14 protein-coding genes are annotated in these 17,874 nt (G+C 32.2%); 9 read left to right on the top strand and 5 right to left on the bottom strand.

What is annotated here, in order from left to right; genetic code table 11:
• Positions 1-233 precede the first annotated feature (233 nt).
• Genes ACWGOQ_RS13565 through ACWGOQ_RS13575 form a run of 3 tightly spaced genes read left to right on the top strand, consistent with a single transcriptional unit; the run spans position 234 to position 3,633 of the window.
• Entirely contained in the window at positions 234-1,106 is an 873-nt protein-coding gene (locus tag ACWGOQ_RS13565) for a hypothetical protein (protein ID WP_452058690.1), read from the top strand.
• The gene (locus ACWGOQ_RS13570) at positions 1,103-3,010 is read left to right on the top strand and encodes a sensor histidine kinase (RefSeq protein ID WP_452058691.1); all 1,908 of its coding nucleotides are present in this window, start codon (positions 1,103-1,105) and stop codon (positions 3,008-3,010) included. The genes ACWGOQ_RS13565 and ACWGOQ_RS13570 overlap by 4 nt, the downstream gene beginning before the upstream one ends.
• On the top strand, positions 3,007-3,633 hold the full coding sequence (locus ACWGOQ_RS13575; RefSeq protein ID WP_452058692.1) for a response regulator: 627 nt from the start codon (positions 3,007-3,009) through the stop codon (positions 3,631-3,633). Before ACWGOQ_RS13570 ends, ACWGOQ_RS13575 begins: the two co-directional genes overlap by 4 nt.
• A 17-nt stretch (positions 3,634-3,650) precedes the next feature.
• On the opposite strand, the gene ACWGOQ_RS13580 is transcribed toward ACWGOQ_RS13575, so the two are convergent.
• Together ACWGOQ_RS13580 and ACWGOQ_RS13585 are read right to left on the bottom strand one after the other, a co-directional pair.
• Positions 3,651-5,912: a tetratricopeptide repeat-containing sensor histidine kinase gene (locus tag ACWGOQ_RS13580; protein WP_452058693.1), complete on the bottom strand. Its 2,262-nt coding sequence runs from the start codon at positions 5,910-5,912 to the stop codon at positions 3,651-3,653.
• A gap of 198 nt (positions 5,913-6,110) precedes the next feature.
• Entirely contained in the window at positions 6,111-8,162 is a 2,052-nt protein-coding gene (locus ACWGOQ_RS13585; RefSeq protein ID WP_452058694.1) for a dipeptidyl-peptidase 3 family protein, read from the bottom strand.
• Between the two features lie 190 nt (positions 8,163-8,352).
• Between ACWGOQ_RS13585 and ACWGOQ_RS13590 the strand changes: the two genes are divergently transcribed.
• The 4 genes from ACWGOQ_RS13590 to ACWGOQ_RS13605 all read left to right on the top strand — a co-directional run bounded on the left by ACWGOQ_RS13590 (position 8,353) and on the right by ACWGOQ_RS13605 (position 11,942).
• Positions 8,353-9,387: an SRPBCC family protein gene (locus ACWGOQ_RS13590; protein WP_452058695.1), complete on the top strand. Its 1,035-nt coding sequence runs from the start codon at positions 8,353-8,355 to the stop codon at positions 9,385-9,387.
• Positions 9,388-9,549: 162 nt separating this feature from the next.
• Positions 9,550-9,915: a fluoride efflux transporter CrcB gene (crcB, locus tag ACWGOQ_RS13595; RefSeq protein WP_452058696.1), complete on the top strand. Its 366-nt coding sequence runs from the start codon at positions 9,550-9,552 to the stop codon at positions 9,913-9,915.
• Positions 9,916-9,982: 67 nt separating this feature from the next.
• Entirely contained in the window at positions 9,983-10,321 is a 339-nt protein-coding gene (locus tag ACWGOQ_RS13600) for a P-II family nitrogen regulator (RefSeq protein WP_452058697.1), read from the top strand.
• A gap of 520 nt (positions 10,322-10,841) precedes the next feature.
• Positions 10,842-11,942: a porin gene (locus ACWGOQ_RS13605; RefSeq protein WP_452058698.1), complete on the top strand. Its 1,101-nt coding sequence runs from the start codon at positions 10,842-10,844 to the stop codon at positions 11,940-11,942.
• 66 nt (positions 11,943-12,008) lie between these two features.
• Here the strand turns inward: ACWGOQ_RS13605 and ACWGOQ_RS13610 are convergent, their stop codons facing one another.
• Complete coding sequence (locus ACWGOQ_RS13610) at positions 12,009-12,599, bottom strand: DUF1684 domain-containing protein (protein ID WP_452058699.1); 591 nt, start codon at positions 12,597-12,599, stop codon at positions 12,009-12,011.
• 152 nt (positions 12,600-12,751) lie between these two features.
• On the opposite strand from ACWGOQ_RS13610, the gene ACWGOQ_RS13615 reads away from it, so the two are divergent.
• Positions 12,752-13,981 carry an MDR family MFS transporter gene (locus tag ACWGOQ_RS13615; RefSeq protein WP_452058700.1) on the top strand — a complete coding sequence of 410 codons (1,230 nt, stop codon included), beginning with the start codon at positions 12,752-12,754 and terminating at the stop codon, positions 13,979-13,981.
• Positions 13,982-13,989: 8 nt separating this feature from the next.
• Positions 13,990-14,751: a DJ-1/PfpI family protein gene (locus tag ACWGOQ_RS13620; RefSeq protein WP_452058701.1), complete on the top strand. Its 762-nt coding sequence runs from the start codon at positions 13,990-13,992 to the stop codon at positions 14,749-14,751.
• Between the two features lie 716 nt (positions 14,752-15,467).
• Here the strand turns inward: ACWGOQ_RS13620 and ACWGOQ_RS13625 are convergent.
• Positions 15,468-16,886, bottom strand: coding sequence for an alpha/beta hydrolase family protein (locus tag ACWGOQ_RS13625; protein ID WP_452058702.1), 1,419 nt, complete (start codon positions 16,884-16,886; stop codon positions 15,468-15,470).
• Between the two features lie 80 nt (positions 16,887-16,966).
• Positions 16,967-17,785: a mechanosensitive ion channel family protein gene (locus ACWGOQ_RS13630; protein ID WP_452058703.1), complete on the bottom strand. Its 819-nt coding sequence runs from the start codon at positions 17,783-17,785 to the stop codon at positions 16,967-16,969.
• Positions 17,786-17,874 lie beyond the last annotated feature (89 nt).

Raw genomic sequence — 17,874 nt, forward strand, 5'->3', positions numbered from 1 at the left:
TTTATTTTGTTGCTTTTTGCATTAAAAATGTATTTAAGACCAGAATAAACAAACTATACCCCTAGTTTTCAATTAAATAGTAATTTCTATTACCTAGGATCATTTGATCGCTGGTAAGGTGTTTTGTTGGTGTTTTTTAGACGCCCTTGAAAAAATACCTTGTACTGGGTATGGAAAATTTTTATTTTTTTGAAGAGATTTGGAGTAACTAAATAATCTAAAATAAAGTAACCATGCACGAAAATCTACGTACCACTTTTAGCTTAAATGAGTTCCTAAATCGAAAAAAAGATACTGAAGAAACTATAATAGAAAAGTGTTCTAAAGAACTTAGTCCTGAAGAATGTTTGAAAAAAATCGTTTATAGTAATAGCAATTGGCAGACACTTGGAGGAGGATATAGATACAATACCTTTTTTACTTTATATGGGAATATTAGAGGATATTTCAAAAAAAATGAAAATGATGAATTGACTTTCTTTCCAGAAAATTGTGATCTCTTTATACAAAATTATAATGGAGATGTTACTCTTGGCTTAGCTGGCCCTCCAACAATTCAACTAGTCTACCACGCCTTAATAGATGATTTTGTTTACAATCTTAATATAAATTTAAAACCACTTTATTCAAATGAATTTCTTCTAAACCAAGAACTTTTTATTTCCCCTAGAGGAGATAATTACTTTTTAAGGCTTTCCGATAAAAATCAAGAAAAGCTAAAAAAAATTGAAGGAATTTCTGATGGTTCTTTAATAAATCTAAATATTACTTTTGATGATTTAAGACAAGTTCAAGTTCAGAATGGTGGAATATCCAGGCAAATTTTTGACAAAGATAATTTAGAAGAATCTGCATTTATAGATGGACATAGATATATAAGAGATGGAGATCAATTATTATTAAAAAAATATAACACTCCAATCAATTGGGATCTTAGTAGAATTAACAAATCTTCTTTTCAACCCCAATATTATCAAGATATTATGGAAGATTTTAATTTTGACGACAAAAATCTACCTCTATTTTGGACATTTAGTCACTTAGATAAAGAAGGCACCTTTCTTGACTTAGGTTGTCATCCAGGAACCATTAGAGTTACATTTTGAGAAGAAGTATTTTTTTGATGATCATCATATCCTTATTTAGTTACATGGACTTGTTTTCTAAGGATGAAGCTATGGCCTATATTGAAGAAATATTATTATCTATAAAATCAATAAAATATGATGAATCGAGTGAATTATTAGAAAAATATAAAGAAAAAATACCTCAAGAATTGCACAAGGAACTTTGCAACTTACATACATTTATTTCACAAGTTGGAATTCTTAAAAAAAATGAAGAGTTCACATCCTATAAGCCCGCTATTATTTCTTCCAATAATTTATTAAACTCCATTAAATACTTAAATCACGGTTTATATAAATACTATTATAAAGAAAATGAAGATTCTGAAGCTATTTCTTATTTCGAAGTAGCTTTAGAGTTTTCCAAAAAGATTGAACTCAAAAGTATTCAAAATGAAATTTATAAAGCTATTCTTGAATACCATACAAGATATTTTAGTATTTATGATACCGTTTATCAAGAAACACTAAACAGTCTAAGAAACAACACTCAGGATAATGTAGATATATTAATCAGTGACTACTATGATTTGTTTTTTATTAGAAGAAATAATAATCAACAGTTCGAAAATGTAACTGATTTAAAACGGTGTATCAAGCTTCTGAATACCGAAATTCCAAACTTCTATAAAGGTAATTTAAGTAAACATATCGCAATACACTATGAGTATGTAAAAGATTTCGAAAAATCGCTATATTATTACAAAAAAGCAAAAGAATATTACGGAGATAATTCATTAGGTAAATTCATAGAAAAGAAAATCGCTCTCGATATCAGTATTGCTATTTTAAAAAATAAAATGGGACTTCATATGGAGTCAAATAATCTTTTAAATATAATTGACAAAACCAATCTGAAAGGAAAACTAATTAAATGGAATTTGACTTATTTAGATTATTGGAAAGCCAAAAATTTTGAAAAACTAAACATTTCTGATAGTGCGTACTACTTCTTAAGTAAAAGTTTTTTTTCTAATATGGAGTTTAATCAAAAAAAACACATTAATAATATAACGCAACTAAATGTAAAATTTAGAACAGCTGAAAAGGAAAAACAGATTCTAATTGAACAACAAAAAAAGAAGAAAAATCAAAATATTGCTGCAACTTTAGGTGGCTCTCTTTTTTTAGGAATCATAATCGCAATCCTTATATACAGAAACACCAAACGTAAACAACACATCGCCGAACAAGAACGAGAAATCGAAATTCAAAAAACCGAGAAATTACTGAAAGAGCAAGAACTCACAGCTATAGACGCTATGATTTCTGGGCAGGAAAAAGAACGCCAACGATTGGCCAATGATCTACATGATAATATAGGGAGCACACTGGCAACGGTAAAACTACATTTTGATCACTTAAAAAACAACCACAATAATCCTAATGTAGAAAATATTGAAGAACTATATATAAAAACAAACAACCTACTCGATGAAGCGTACCAAAAAGTAAGAACCATTGCCCACGAAAAAAACAGCGGAGTCATGGCAAAAAAAGGATTGTTACCTGCTGTCAGAAACCTTGCAAAAAAAGCTTCTAATGGCAATAGATTACAAATCGAAGTGCAGGATTACGGATTAGATGAACGATTAGACAATGCTTTGGAAATTTCTATTTTCAGAATTATTCAGGAATTGATTACCAATACGATCAAACATGCCAATGCATCTGAAATCAATATTTCACTAACCAATCATGATTCTCTACTCAATATTATTGTAGAGGATAACGGAAAAGGATTTAATGCCAAGATACTACCTGAAAAAGACGGAATGGGGTTAAAAAGTATAGAGAAACGTATCGAACACCTAGAGGGAACTTTTGAGATTGACTCTACCATAGGAAAAGGAACTAATATCATCATAAATATACCTATATGATTACAGTAGCTATCGCAGAAGATCATCAGTCATTAATTGACGGTATCGATTTATTACTTAAATATGAAAAAGAAATAAGCATTGTCGGTAAGGCAAATGATGGTGAAGAATTATTAACCATCGTAAGAAGAAAACAACCCAAAGTAGTTTTGATGGATATCCGTATGCCAAAAATAGATGGGATTGCTGCTACAAAAATCATCAAAAAAGAAGCACCCCATATCAAAATCATTGCTTTCTCTATGTTTGATCAGGAAGATGCTGTAAGACAAATGGTGGCTGCCGGAGCTACTGGATATTTACTAAAAAACTCCCCGTTAGAAGAAGTTCTGACCTCAATACGGGAAGTGATGAAAGGAAACACCTATTTTGATGCCACAATCGATCCTTCCTTTTTTTCTGAAGATATAACACAACAATCAAAGAAACAGGTCTTATCCAAAAGTGAGCGAGAAATACTAACACTTATTGGACAAGGAAAAACCTCTTCAGAAATTGCAGCCATCCGTTTCAACTCTGTGTCCACGGTAGAAACGCATCGCAAAAATATCATTCGTAAATTAGGGCTTCACGGAAAAGGAGAATTACTGCGGTATGCTATTGAAAAAAAATACGATTTTTGAAAATTAAATCTTCAGCATTATGCCGATTCTTGTTTAATTCCTGAAGAAAGTGATGTATCAATTGCAATTACTTTTGGAAAGCTTAGCTCAAACTTTGTTCCAATTCTCATTTCAGATGATACCCGAATGGTACCTTTATTCATTTCTACAAATCGATATACCAGGTTAAGACCTATTCCTGTGCCTTTTTCACCTCTTGTTCCGGCAGTCTTATTCTTTTTTAATTTAAAAATATCATTTAATTGTTCTTCTGACATTCCAATTCCCGTATCTGAAACTTCATAGATCAGTTTATCTACTTTTTCAAAAAAATTGATACTAATAGTTCCATTTTCAGTATATTTTAGAGCATTTCCGATAAGGTTTCGAAAAATTATATGAAAAGCTCCTTTATCAAATAAAGTCTCTAATTCTAATTTCCCTTTTATATTAATCGTTATATTTTTTTCTAGGGTATAAGGCATAAAAGCACTTTTTATATCTTCTAATTCACTGGACACTATTATTCTTTCTGCCTTAAATGAATATCCATTCATCTGTTCTAAGGACCAATTTAACAAGTTGTCCAATAGATGCGAAAGGTTTAATGAATTTTCTTGTAGTTTTTGCGATAACTCCTTTACCTTCTCATAATCACCCTTGTCTATATAGTTTTTTAATATTTTACCTCCTCTTTGAAAAGGAATAAGCATATTACGCATATCATGAGATATGATAGAAAATAAGCGGTCTTTTACAGTATTTATGGAGGCCACTTCTTGATGACTTTCTTTGAGTTTCTGGTGAGTGAGGTTGAGTGCTTCCTGTTGTTTTTTTGTTTTCATATACACCCAAAATCCCATTAGTAACAGTAGTATCGCAAACAACGCTATTGCAGAAAAAACATATTGATTGGTTTGAGCTTTTTGAGTTTTAATTTTTTGTTTTTGAGATTGCTCGTTTAGTTTTAATATTTCTATTTCCTTTTTTTGAGTTTCGTATTTTTTCTCTAAATCTGCTACATCAACCCTCACCTCTTTATTTGTTATAGAATCTCTAATATCTTCATATTCTCTATAGTATCGAAGCGCTTGTTTGTAATTATTTACTCCTTCATAATAGGTAGTATAAAAATCAGCTAGATTTAATTTTGCTATAAGTGATTTTGTTTTTTCACTTTCAACTTCGTACTCTTTTATAAAAGCATACATTTTTTCATAATCTTTCTTCTTCTTTTTTGTAATTATCAGACCTGATAAGTTTGTAAGCAATGTAATCTCTTTAGCTCTCTTTGTAACGCTTTCTGTATCTAAAATCTCGTTAGACTTTAAAAATGCATGCTCTGCAAGGTCATAATCTTCAATTATATTAAGAGCTGCGTTTCCTTTGTCTGAATATCCAATTGCCAAAGTAGAGAAGTCTGAAGTTTTTTGGGAAATTGAAATCACAGAATCGATTACTTCCAAAGCTCTTTTATCTTTTAATTTTATCAGGGATATACTCATTCTAGAATACGCTCTAGCTAACGACTTGGTATCGTTTGTATTTCGAGCATTTTCTACTGCAAGTTTTAATGTCTCAATAGCCTTTTCATACTCTTCCAAACGTTCATAGCAAACTCCTTTTGTAAAATAAGCAAAAGATAGTTCTGTTTTGTTTTCTAGGGTGTCCAAAATTGAAATAGCGCTTTGTAATGCTTCAATCCCTTTGTTATACTGAAATAAGGTAATATGAGATACTGCTTTATCCAAGTATCCGTGGTGTAATGAATTTGTTTTATTTACTTTTTTTGCCATTGCAATACCACTATCACCATACGTAAGTGCTTTTTCATACTCTCCATTATTTCTACTAATATTTGCTTTGGTATTATAATATCCTACCCATTCGTGACTGTTAGGATTCGCTTCTAATTTTCTTTTACATAAATTAAGTATTTTTAGAGATTCTTCTATTTTATTCTGATCAACTAAAAAGCTAGCTTTTTTTAATGTCGAGCGTAGATAAAACTCTGAGTTTTCTAACTCATTAGCAACTTCTATCGCATGATCCAAAGAACCGACAATCGAATCAAGAAGAAACTTTTCCTGAAACATTTGCGCTCTCCTTGTCCATAAATTATATTTACATTCTAAATCTGTATTTTGGATATATACCAGAGATTCTCTTAGTCTATCATCTATTGTAGGAAGTTCATTAATATGTTTTTCTATTTCCTCACAATCTTTTTTTTCCTGTGTGTAAGAAGTAGAAAAAAACAGCAAAAAGTAAAAAACCGGCACAAAAAATACTTTAAGCATAATCAGAAAATTCGTTAGAAAACGAAAATAGGTTTAAACTTATCGAATCCGCTTCTTGGTTTGAGGGTTTTTTCTTACTAATATTTATCTTGTATTATTAAAACAAAGATGATTAGGGAATTATTAAACATCACATTTTTCCATAAAAAACCAGGATTCTATTTCTAAGATCCTGGTTATACGATTTCCTAATATTGTTTAATTCATTTCTGGCAAAAACCCATATGTCTTGCTATATTCTAGCATTTGAGTTACAAAATCTTTAGGTTGCGTTACATTGATTTTCGTTATTTCTCCATTTTCGTCCATCTCAGGAACTAAAACGGGATTCACAAATCCACTATAAGGAGCAGATGTAAATTGTTCGTTTCTTTTTAAAACTTCTGCATGAGTTGCCTGATCAACTTTTACTCCATATCCTTCTACCAATGCTTCTGCAGCATTAAAATCACCTTCAGATTTGATACGCTGTGTTTCACGCAATAACCGACCAAAAATCTCTCGTAGCTTTGCATAGTCGTTAATATTGTAATAGGTTTTTCCATCTCTAGTTACCTTTTGGATTACATTATCTTTAGCTCCTTGTTCAAAAGCCCAGGCACTTACCCATTGACGATTACGCATATGCGATTCTTCTACATCATCACCAAGATTAAGACGTATTAATTGTGTCATCAATCCATTTCTGACGTACCCATCATAAGCTGCTTTTCCTACCTTTTCCCAGTCTTCTACCAATCCCAGTTCTTGTAACTTTGGATCCATCAAGTAGTATAATCCTACCAGATCAGCACGTCCTTCTTCCATTGTAGAAGCATAATTCTTTAGTGTTTCTTTTGTCTCTCCTACTCCTGGATTTAATTGACCTGATGCATGACCTACTACTTCGTGTAAGGCAGTATGTAACTTATCTGCTAATTTTCCGTATGTTTCCTCCAATTCATAATCTTCATCGTCATGCACGAATTCTTTTAGTCGACCTGATCCTCCTGCATTATTATACGCATCTATGATATTTCCTAAAGACACTGATTTAGATCCAACCGCAGCTCTAATCCAATTTGCATTTGGTAGATTTACACCTATTGGGGTACTCGGTGAAGCATCACCTGCTTCTCCTGCTACCGTAACCACCTTATAAGTAACTCCTACAACACTATCTTTTTTATGGACGTCCATTAATGGAGAATTATCCTCAAACCACTGGGCGTTTTCTGATAAAACTGCCATCTTCTTGGACATATCAAAATCCTTAATCTGAACAATGGTTTCATAAGAGCCTCTATATCCTAATGGATCATTGTACACTTCGATAAAACTATTAATGTAATCAATATTACCCTCTGTAGCCTTGGTCCAAGCAACATTGTAATCATCCCAAGTTTTTAAATCTCCCGTTTTATAATATTCGATTAATAGTCCAATAGCTTCACCCTGTGCTTTGTTTTCAGCAACCCCTTTTGCTTTTTCTAACCATTTGATGATTTCGTCTATTGCAGCACCGTACAAACCTCCTGATTTATACACTCTTTCTTTTAACACTCCATTTTCCTTAACTAATTGAGAATTCAAACCAAAGGATAACGGTTTTTCCGGATCAGGAGACTTCATATTACTGTAAAACGATTCTACATCTTTATTAGTTACTCCAGGTCCATAAAAATTAACTGCAGATAAGGCCACATTATCCACTCCTTTTGCCTGATTTACCTTTTTAATATCTTGCTCATTAAAAATAACATTGATAGCCTCATCTGCCAATTCAATTTTTGTTTCTGCTAAAAGAGAAGTAAGGTATTCCTTGTCGAATTCAGGTTTGATTTTATCATTACTATAATGATGATGAATCCCATTAGAGAACCATACCCTTTTCAGATACGTCTCAAAAGCTTTCCAATCAGCTGTTTTCTTATCTCCTGTATACTTAGTATATACTTTTTCTAGTGCTTTACGTATTTTTAAGTTATGACGATAGTTTTGATCCCACATAATATCTCTACCGCTTAAACCTGCTTGTGTAAGAAAGTATACAAGCTGCTGTTCCTTTAATGAGAGCTTATCCCATCCAGGAATCTTATATCTAAGCACTTTGATATCTGCAAACTGCTCAACCAAATAGTCAAATTTTTCTTCAACTTTTTCCTGAGCTTTTTCTTGCTGGTTGATCTGATCCTGTATACTGCGATCCTTTTTACACGCTAGTAGAATTACACTAAAAGCCATAAAAAATATTATCCGGTTAAGTTTCATTTGTTTATGTTTATATTGTTCTTGACAAATGTAGCGAAATAAAAAAAAATAATATTTTTAACTTCTTTTCATTAGTATTTAACTTTAATTTTTTAAAAATGAAAAGCATTTAACTCTCTAAAAGTCTATGAACTAAAAGCATCTTAAAAATTGATTATATTAGCTACAGAAAAAATCTAAACTAACTAACATGAAAATCATAAAATATCTATTCTTTCTTTTATTATTAGTTGTCATTGGAGGTGGCGTGTATATAGCTATGACAAATGGTAATTTCCAGATAGAAGAAAGTAAGGTAATCGATGCTCCAGATGAATTACTCTTTAATACTATCAATGAATATAAAACATGGGAAGAATGGGGTCCTTGGATGGATGATTCTGATGACATGATCGTGGAATATGCAAACCAAACGAGTGGTAATGGTGCCTCTTATAGCTGGAAAAGTGAAACTCAGGGCGATGGAAGCATGAAAACTATAAAAGTAGCTCCGTTTACCAGTATTAATCAAAAGATCACTTTTATTACTCCTATGGGAGAAAGCAATAGTGATGTTTACTGGAAATTTGAAAAATTAGAAGATAAAAAAACAAAGGTGACGTGGGGTATGAAAGGTGAGCAATCTTTTATGGAAAAAGCATTTTGGATGACACAAGATAGCACACTATCTCAAAGTTTAAGACCAATGTATCAAGAAGGGTTAGAGAATTTACAAGCATTCGTAAATAAAAAAATGAAAGAATACTCAGTACACGTTGATGGAGTGACAGAGCACAGAGGTGGTTACTATATGTACATTGCTACTGCTTCTCCAATTGCAGATGTTTCTGAGAAAATGGCTCAAATGCTTCCTGCAGTAATGTCATATATAAGACAAAACAATCTGCCTCAGACTGGAATGCCTTTTACTATATATAACGAATTTAATGAAGAACAAGGAACTGCTATCTATTCTACAGGAATCCCTGTTAGGGAGGAAGTAGTGACTCCAGCCGATAGTAATATTTTATGCGGTTCGCTACCGCAACAAAAAGTCGTTAAGACCACATTAAAAGGTGATTACACAAACTTAAAAGAAGCTTGGGACGCAGGATATAAGTATATTGAAGATAATGGTTTAGAACCCAATGCAGAATCACCTGCTTTTGAAGTTTATAGAACAGATCCTAGTATACAACCCAATCCCGCAGAATGGATTACAGAAATATACATCCCAATAAAATAAACTGTTATAATAGTCGTATGAAACAGTGTTCAAATATCTAAAAGCCTAACGATAAGGTGTAATTACAAAGTTCGTTAAGTATGACATCAAAATACGATATTTTTAGGCACCGTTCTAAATAACAGAAATACTTTTTTTAATATTTTCTTATCATATAAATCAATGAAACAAATCCTACTTGTTTTTATAGGTGGTGGAACAGGCAGTGTAGCCAGGTTTCTTATTAGTAAATACTTAAACAGCGATACTAATGGAATTCCATATGGAACATTTACCGTTAATATTCTAGGAAGTTTTCTGATAGGAATTATTCTGGGGCTAGCGCTAAAAAATAATGTTCTATCCCAAAACACAGTATTACTTCTTGCTACTGGTTTTTGCGGTGGATTTACCACTTTCTCTACCTTTGCATATGAAAACCATATACTCTTACGATCAGGTGACTTTATGAGCTTTACTATTTATACAGTTAGTTCTTTTGTTATAGGATTTCTTTTAGTATTTTTAGGAATGTGGATAATAAAATAAAGAGCTATCATCCTTGTATTTCATTACTAAATAATCCACATTGGGATCTTAAAGCCAACACCATAAGATGAAAAAGATTGAAGCTGTTATACGTAAGTCAAGATTTAAAGAAGTTAAAGATGCTTTACACGAAATTGAAGTAAACTTCTTTACGCATTGGGATGTAACTGGTGTTGGTAATGAAAAAAAAGGACACGTTTATAGAGGAATTAGCTATAGCACGTCTGATATACAACGTAGATATCTTTCTGTAGTGGTATCTGATGAATTAGAAGAAAAAACCGTACAGACAATCATTGAGGCTGCTAAAACGGGCGAAGTTGGGGATGGTAAAATATTCGTCTCAGAGATACAGAACACGTATAGAATACGAACCGGTGAACAAGGTAAACAGGCATTAAGTTAATTTTGATTTGTACACTACCACAACCTTTAGTTTAAATGTAAAAAGTCTCTCTACGTTAAACCAGCGTTACCCAGTCTGTTCTTTATAAAGTAAGAAGCATAAAATCTTTCTTAAAAATTCATCTGCTACGTAACAAAAAGGTTTTAAAACAGATATATGTCATCTTAGTAAGATATTTTTTACTAGCCATTTACTTCTCCAAAACTCAGATCAAGTTTTTACAATTCGATTTAAAAAAGAGGTTTATTCATTCTCAGATATAGATCTTTCATAGTTGCAACCCTTGATTTTTTTTAATGCATATCACAAAAATTACATCCAAAATCATAAAATTTAAAATAGTCACTTTCAAATTCTTAAAAAACATTTAAATAAACATTAATGTCTAATTTTTTAGGGGTATAAAATTAAAAATGCTTAAAAATAAGTCTACTTACCCCTTTTTTTATTGGGGTAAAATAGTTTTAAACTAGTTTTACAGCTCCAATTAAAAACAAATTAACACCAATTAATGTTTATTATGAAAACAAAAAACGTAACAAAACTTTTTAAAAAAGTGTGCCTTTTTTCTTTAGCACTCATTAGCTTTACGTCAATCGCACAAGAAGAAGAAGAAAAAAAGTGGTTCGATAATTTTTCTGTTAATGGATCTGTAGATGGATATTTCAGATATAATTTTGGAGCTCAAAATGATAACTCTACAGCTCCCGCTACTTCATTTGCAAATCAATCCGGTTTTGCCTTAGGTATGGCGAATGTAATTCTTGGCTACGAAGGAGAAAAAGTAGGATTCGTAGCGGATCTTGTTTTTGGGCCAAGAGGAGAAGATGCCGTGTTCTTATCTGATGGTTCTTCGCAAATCGTCAACCAATTGTATGCGTACTGGAATGTAACAGAAACGTTCAAGCTTACTTTTGGTAATTTCAATACATTTTTGGGGTATGAAGTAATTTCTCCTACAGGAAATTTTAACTACTCTACTTCTTATATGTTCTCTTATGGTCCGTTCTCTCACACGGGGCTAAAAGCTGATTTTGCAATTAATGACAATTGGTCTGCTATGGTAGCCATAATGAATCCAACAGATTATACAGAAAACAACCCTTTTGACACTTATATTTTTGGTGCTCAGGTAGGGTATGCTGCTGATAATGGCAGTGCTTACCTTAATTTTAGATATGGAAATGAAGGAGAACCTGGAGCTGTCGGACCTACATTTCAAGTTGATTTAACCACAGGATGGGATCTTTCTGAAAAATTCTATTTAGGAGTTAATACTACATATTTAACCACAGAAGATCAAGGAGATGCTGATGCATCTGGATTTTATGGTGTGGCGTTGTATCCACAATTTAAAACTACAGAAAAGTTCACTTTAGGAATAAGAGGAGAATACTTCTCTGTATTTAATGGGGGATTAGTAGATGTAGTTGGTCTTGATGGCGAAGGAGATGGTAGTGTAATTGCCGCGACGCTTACAGGAAGTTATGATATCGGTAATCTTACTTTGAAACCAGAATTAAGATTAGATTCGACGTCTGAGGATTTCTTCGCGGATAATGATGGTGACCTAACAAAAAGCCTTTCGTCTTTTGTATTTGGTGCCATCTATAAGTTTTAATATATTATAGTTTAATATATTGTTTGTTTATGCTAAAAGCGCTCTGAAATTATCAGAGCGCTTTTTTTATCTATTTGCTTCGTGTTTACTGTATTTTTTTACACCAACCAGTATCTCCAACTCTAAATGATTTTCGTCCGGAGGAATTGGACAGGAATACCTGGCACTATAGGCGCAATATGGATTGTATGCTGTATTAAAATCGATTAAAATCATATCGTCTTCAGGAATTTTCAGATCTATAAAACGTCCTCCACCATAACTGGTTTCTCCATTAGTAAGGTCTGTAAAAGGAAGAAAAAGATAATCTTCATATTCAGGTTGGGTTTTTAGTCCCTGACTCTGATATATATTTAATATCCATTCTTTTTCCTGAAGTACAAAATGAGCTTCACCATATTTTACATATACCGGTTCTCTATCCGTTGTTGTTTTCATTATAAAAGGAGTTTCATATGGTGTTCGAACAAATTTTGCTGAAACACTATATGTAGTATCAATATCAAAAAAATCCAATTCTTTAAAGGTTTTAAAATCCTTTGGTGTTAACGGTGATTTTTCTTCAGAGGCAAATTCTTTATTGAGTTGTTCCTGAAATACCAATATTTTTTTAATGGTTGTAGAATCCTGAGCCACTATATGGCTAAAGAATAGCATTAGTAAAAAAGATAATCTGTACACTGTCCCCTTATTTTTTTGCAAAAGTACAAAGCATTAGTAATAAACCAGTTAATATTCTCTAAAATTGTATCTGTTTTTTCGATAAAAAGTTAATTTTATCGATTCTAAACGAGCTAATCATCAACAATGTGAAAAAACTCTTCCTAAATTATATTGATACTTTTTCGGGTTTATCAAAAGAAGTTTGGTGGTTAGCACTTATCACATTGATTAACAGAATGGGAGCGATGGTGATTCCTTTTTTATCTTTGTATTTATCAGATGATTTATGCTTTTCATTTGGCCAAATTGGTTGGGTAATGACCAGTTATGGATTAGGTTCTTTATTGGGAGCTTGGATAGGTGGAAAGTTAAGCGATCATATTGGTTATTACAAAGTAATTTTAGGATCTCTTTTATTAACCGGTATTTCATTTTTTATCGTACAATACTTCACTAGTTTTTGGAGTATTTGCATCAGTTTTTTTGTTCTTATTACTGTGGCAGATGCTGCCCGTCCAGCATTTTTTGTTGCATTAAGTGCATACAGCAAACCAGAAAATAAAACCAGATCCTTAACGTTTATCAGACTAGCGATCAACTTAGGATTCTCTATGGGGCCTGCTTTAGGGGGATTGATCATAGCAACTATTGGCTACTACGGATTGTTTTGGATAGATGGGATTACTTGTGTTATTGCGGGTTTGATTATGATTAAAACATTACATCCTAAAAAGGCCAGAATCATTGATAAAGAAGTTGTGATAGATAGCCCCACTCCTGCCCATATGGATAAAATTTATATTTTATTCTTAATTGCATTGGCCTTATTTGGGTTTGTTTTTGTTCAGTACTTCTCTACTATACCTCTGTATTATAAAGAGGTCCATTTTTTATCAGAACAGCATATAGGACTGATATTGGCATTGAATGGAGCGTTAATTTTTGTCTTTGAAATGCCCCTCATTGCATATTTAGAATCTTCATCATTGTCTAAAATTGGAAATGTAATCAGTGGATTTATTTTAACCGGAATTAGTTTTATACTGCTGGTGTTAACGCCGTGGGCAGGAATCGTAGTTATCGGCATGGTAATTGCAACGGTTGGAGAAATGATTTCCTTTCCTTTCGGGAATGCTTTTGCACTGGGTCGATCAAAAAAAGGTAGACAAGGCAATTATATGGGTTTATATAGCATGTCTTTTTCTGCAGCACACATCTTAGGACATAATTCGGGTATGCAATTTATAGATCAATATGGCTATAATAACGCATGGCTATTGATGGCTGTAATTTCTGTAATAGGAATTTTTTTGTTGCTCATTGTTAAACAAAAAGTCCGTAAAGAAAAAAGATTTCCTACATTAAAACCTGTTTAAAAATTACCATGAAATACTTATTATTTATCTTGTTAACTACAGTAATTATTAGTTGTTCTGAAGAAAAGAGAGAAAAACTATTAACGAATCACGGAGAACGTACCGTAATACCCAAAAGAGAAAAAACATTTCCTACATTAGTGTCTAACCGTTTTAATGTAGCGTTCTTACTTATGAATGGTACATACAATACAGAATTTACGGCACCTTTTGATATTTTTCAACATACTCAATATCGTAAAAATATTAAACAAATGAATGTTTTTACCGTAGCCAATACTGATGATCCTATCACTACTTTTGAAGGAGTGAAAATAATTCCTGACTATAATTATACGAAAGATTTATTACCAAAAATTGATATTTTGGTAGTACCAAGTGCAGAACATCATCTCGATACCGACCTGGAAGACACAGCGATGATCAATTTTATTAAAAAAGTGGATCAAACTGCCTCATATATCACCTCTCATTGTGATGGTGCTTTTGTGCTAGCCAAAGCTGGGTTGCTAAACAATGTGGTTTCGACTACTTTTCCTAGTGATATTGATACGATGCGTATAATGTTTCCTGATTTAGATATAAGAAAAGAGGTATTATTCGTACATGACGGAAAATACATTACCTCTGCCGGTGGAGCCAAAAGTTTTGAAGCCTCATTATATCTATGTGAGCACCTATATGGGGAAGAAATTGCACGGTCCTTAGCGAAAGGACTTGTCATTGACTGGAAATTGGAAAATATACCTCATCTAGTCATATCAAAATAGCAGAAAGTTATACAATATAAAAGCGCTCCTTTTACAGAACGCTTTCATCAATTTTAGGGCAAATTACGTACTCTCTTTAGCTTCCGGATTTGGGGTCTTTCAGACTAATGTCCTCACACCTAATGAGCCCTGACGTATTCCAAACTAAAATTTTAAATCCATATCGTCATACAGTTTAAAATCTTAATTCTGGTTATACACCAGTATTTTTAAGTTGAAGTAAATATATTGTAAAAAAATCGTTAATACAAACTTTTAAACGACAAAAAACAAAAATAATCGATGAAATACACATAAATAATCTTTTACACTCCATTTTAAGATACTAAAGAAATTCAAAAATTTCACTTTAGTCTATTAATTCCCAATGAAATCGAAAGTAAACTTCAAAAAAAAACATAAAAAAAGCGATCTTTAATACGACCGCTTTTTTTATTGGGCAAACTATGTACTCTCTTTAGTTATTAGATCTGGGTTCTTTAGACTAATGTCCTCACACTTAACTTATCCCAATGTGTATTCCAAATTAAAATTTCAAATCTATATCGTCATATTTCTTGATATGCTAACTTGTGTAATACACATCTTAGATTTTTCGTGTTATAAAGATAAATTAAATCTAATACTAAAACCATGCCTATTTAAAAAGTTATCAATAGAATAATGCTTAAAAGAATTGAAATACCGATGAAATACACAATTACATGCTTTTCATATCAGTCTAACGAGAAGTATTTTGATGTTCCTAAGTACTTTTTGATAATATTGTTATATTCCTTGGAAATCCTTAATGGCAATGTGCCTTCGATTGTATAAAGCGCTTCTAATTCTCTAAATCCGTTTTGAAGCATTTTCTCCAGATAAAAAAGTGCCGTTCCGCTATCCTGATCCATAACGCTAAGTGAAATAATATTTTTGTATGATTCAAAATCATTCTTATCCACTATAGTTCCTAAAATATTCAAAAATATTTTGCTATCTATATTGTCTTTTTCTTTGGCTATTGCTTTTTTATACATCGTAATCATATTCTTTAGATAACCTTTAATTCTAATCACCATGTCGCTTGCATACTTTTCATTAGTTTTACGTAGTATATCAAGTTCACTCATTCTATACTGCCACCATCCCAGGTTATCATATTGACTCAGTTCAACGTCTTCATCGAGAGACAGTATAAAGGTCTGTCTTAAGAATATTTCTTGATTATGATACTTTGACCTAAGCCGTTTCTCTTTTTTATATCCTTTAATCTTTCTTATCGTCTTTTGTTCTTCTTTGAGTTCATCTACATCTAAAAAAAATGAATACTTATCGCGCATTCTAACCAATTGGTCATAAGCCTCAAGATATTTACTTTTTGCTGTGAGCAATTGAACATCTTTAAGATCTTTTTTATAGATATGGCTAATCCATACAGAATCTTTTGGTATGTTATCTTTTGCTATTGCCTCTAATGTAAAATATGAGAAAGCCTTGTCTATAATTCGTTCTGATGGCCATTCTTCATTCCCTCTATGTGTATAGACTTCTGATGAGATTCCTTTCTTTCGTAAATATGTACGTGTGTCTAAAAAGTCTACGTATCTAAAATTTTGATCTCCTACTATTCCAATATAAGAAAAATCTCTATTTCTATTTAACTTCAATGAATAGTCGTAACCATCCCCTATTGCGATTACTCCGTTAAACTGTTTATAGAGTATTGGTAGTGAAGAATTAAGAGGTGCGTCTTTTCCAATACCAAAAACGTACATTCTTTTATTTTGAATTGGAAACAGAGAAACAATGTGTTTCATAAAAAGTGCCACGTAATTTGATTTATCATTTACACTTAAGTTTTCTCCGTAATTAGAAACTACAACAATATACCCGTGTCTCTCTGCGGATTTACTAAAAAGATGCGTTAAAGAACTCATACTTTTGGTGCTATCAAAACCAAAAAAGATAGGCCATGCTTTCTGTAAATCAAAAGATTTAGGCAAGTAGACACTAAACACTCCTTCACTCGAAGGCACTGTAAGAGAATCGACTACTACTCCTTTTTTTAGTGTTAATGTGCTTTGACTATAGCTGTATGAAATTGAGCACATAAGCGTACAAATCATAATAAATTTCATAAAATTCGATTTCATACTAAAATTGGTTAGAATACAGAGAAAGCTGCAAAAAAAATGCCAGTTAGTCTATTCAATATAAAAAAATGTTCTAAATCTTAGGCTCCAATACTTCCCAGTTCCACTCCTTCAGAATATGCAACTTTAATATGATGCTCACTAAATGCTCTTTTAATTTCTTGATGCGCTATAAAGATTACATCCCAGAAATCATCTGGTTCCACATAAGGCCTTACTGCTATTGACACACTATGCGAATCAAAGTTTTCAATTCCAATTTCTGGAACCGGTGTGCCTAATATTTTATCTATAGGAGCTAACGCTTCTTCTATAATCTTTTTTACTTTAGGAAAATCTTCACTATAGGGCATTGTTACCGTTATTTCCAGTCTAATTACGCCTTCTTTAGAATAATTAGTAACAACACCATCTGTTATTTTCGAATTAGGAATAATTAAAATTTTGTTGCCTGGTGTTTTTACTGTCGTATTAAAAATACCAATTTCCAGCACGTTCCCAAACTTATCATCCACCTCTATCCAATCCTTTACCTGATAAGGTTTTAGAAACATAATCAGTATGCCTGATGCAAAGTTACCCAAACTACCTTGAAGCGAAAGACCAATTGCAAAACTGATGGCTGCCAAAATAGCTACAAAACCTGAAAGATCCGCTCCTAAAATAGAGATGACAATAAAGAGAATAGCGATCTTTAGTAATACTGAAATAATTGAGGTTAGAAATGGGCGCATGGTAACAGAGATATTCATGCGCTTTAAGGCAGCTTCTATCAGAATTAGTATTTTTTTGATGATTTTGAACCCTATCCAAAGTACCAATGCAGCACCAATAATTCTTGGTGCAAAAAACACAATTTTGTCAATAGCAATCTCCAAATACTCTTGTATTCTATCCATATTCAGATATTTATTTACCTAAAAATAAAAAAAGAAATGTATTCTTGATGACAATTCATAAAAAAACGCTCAGTGTTTTCTCTGAGCGT

Source organism: Aquimarina ulvae, from assembly GCF_053613295.3.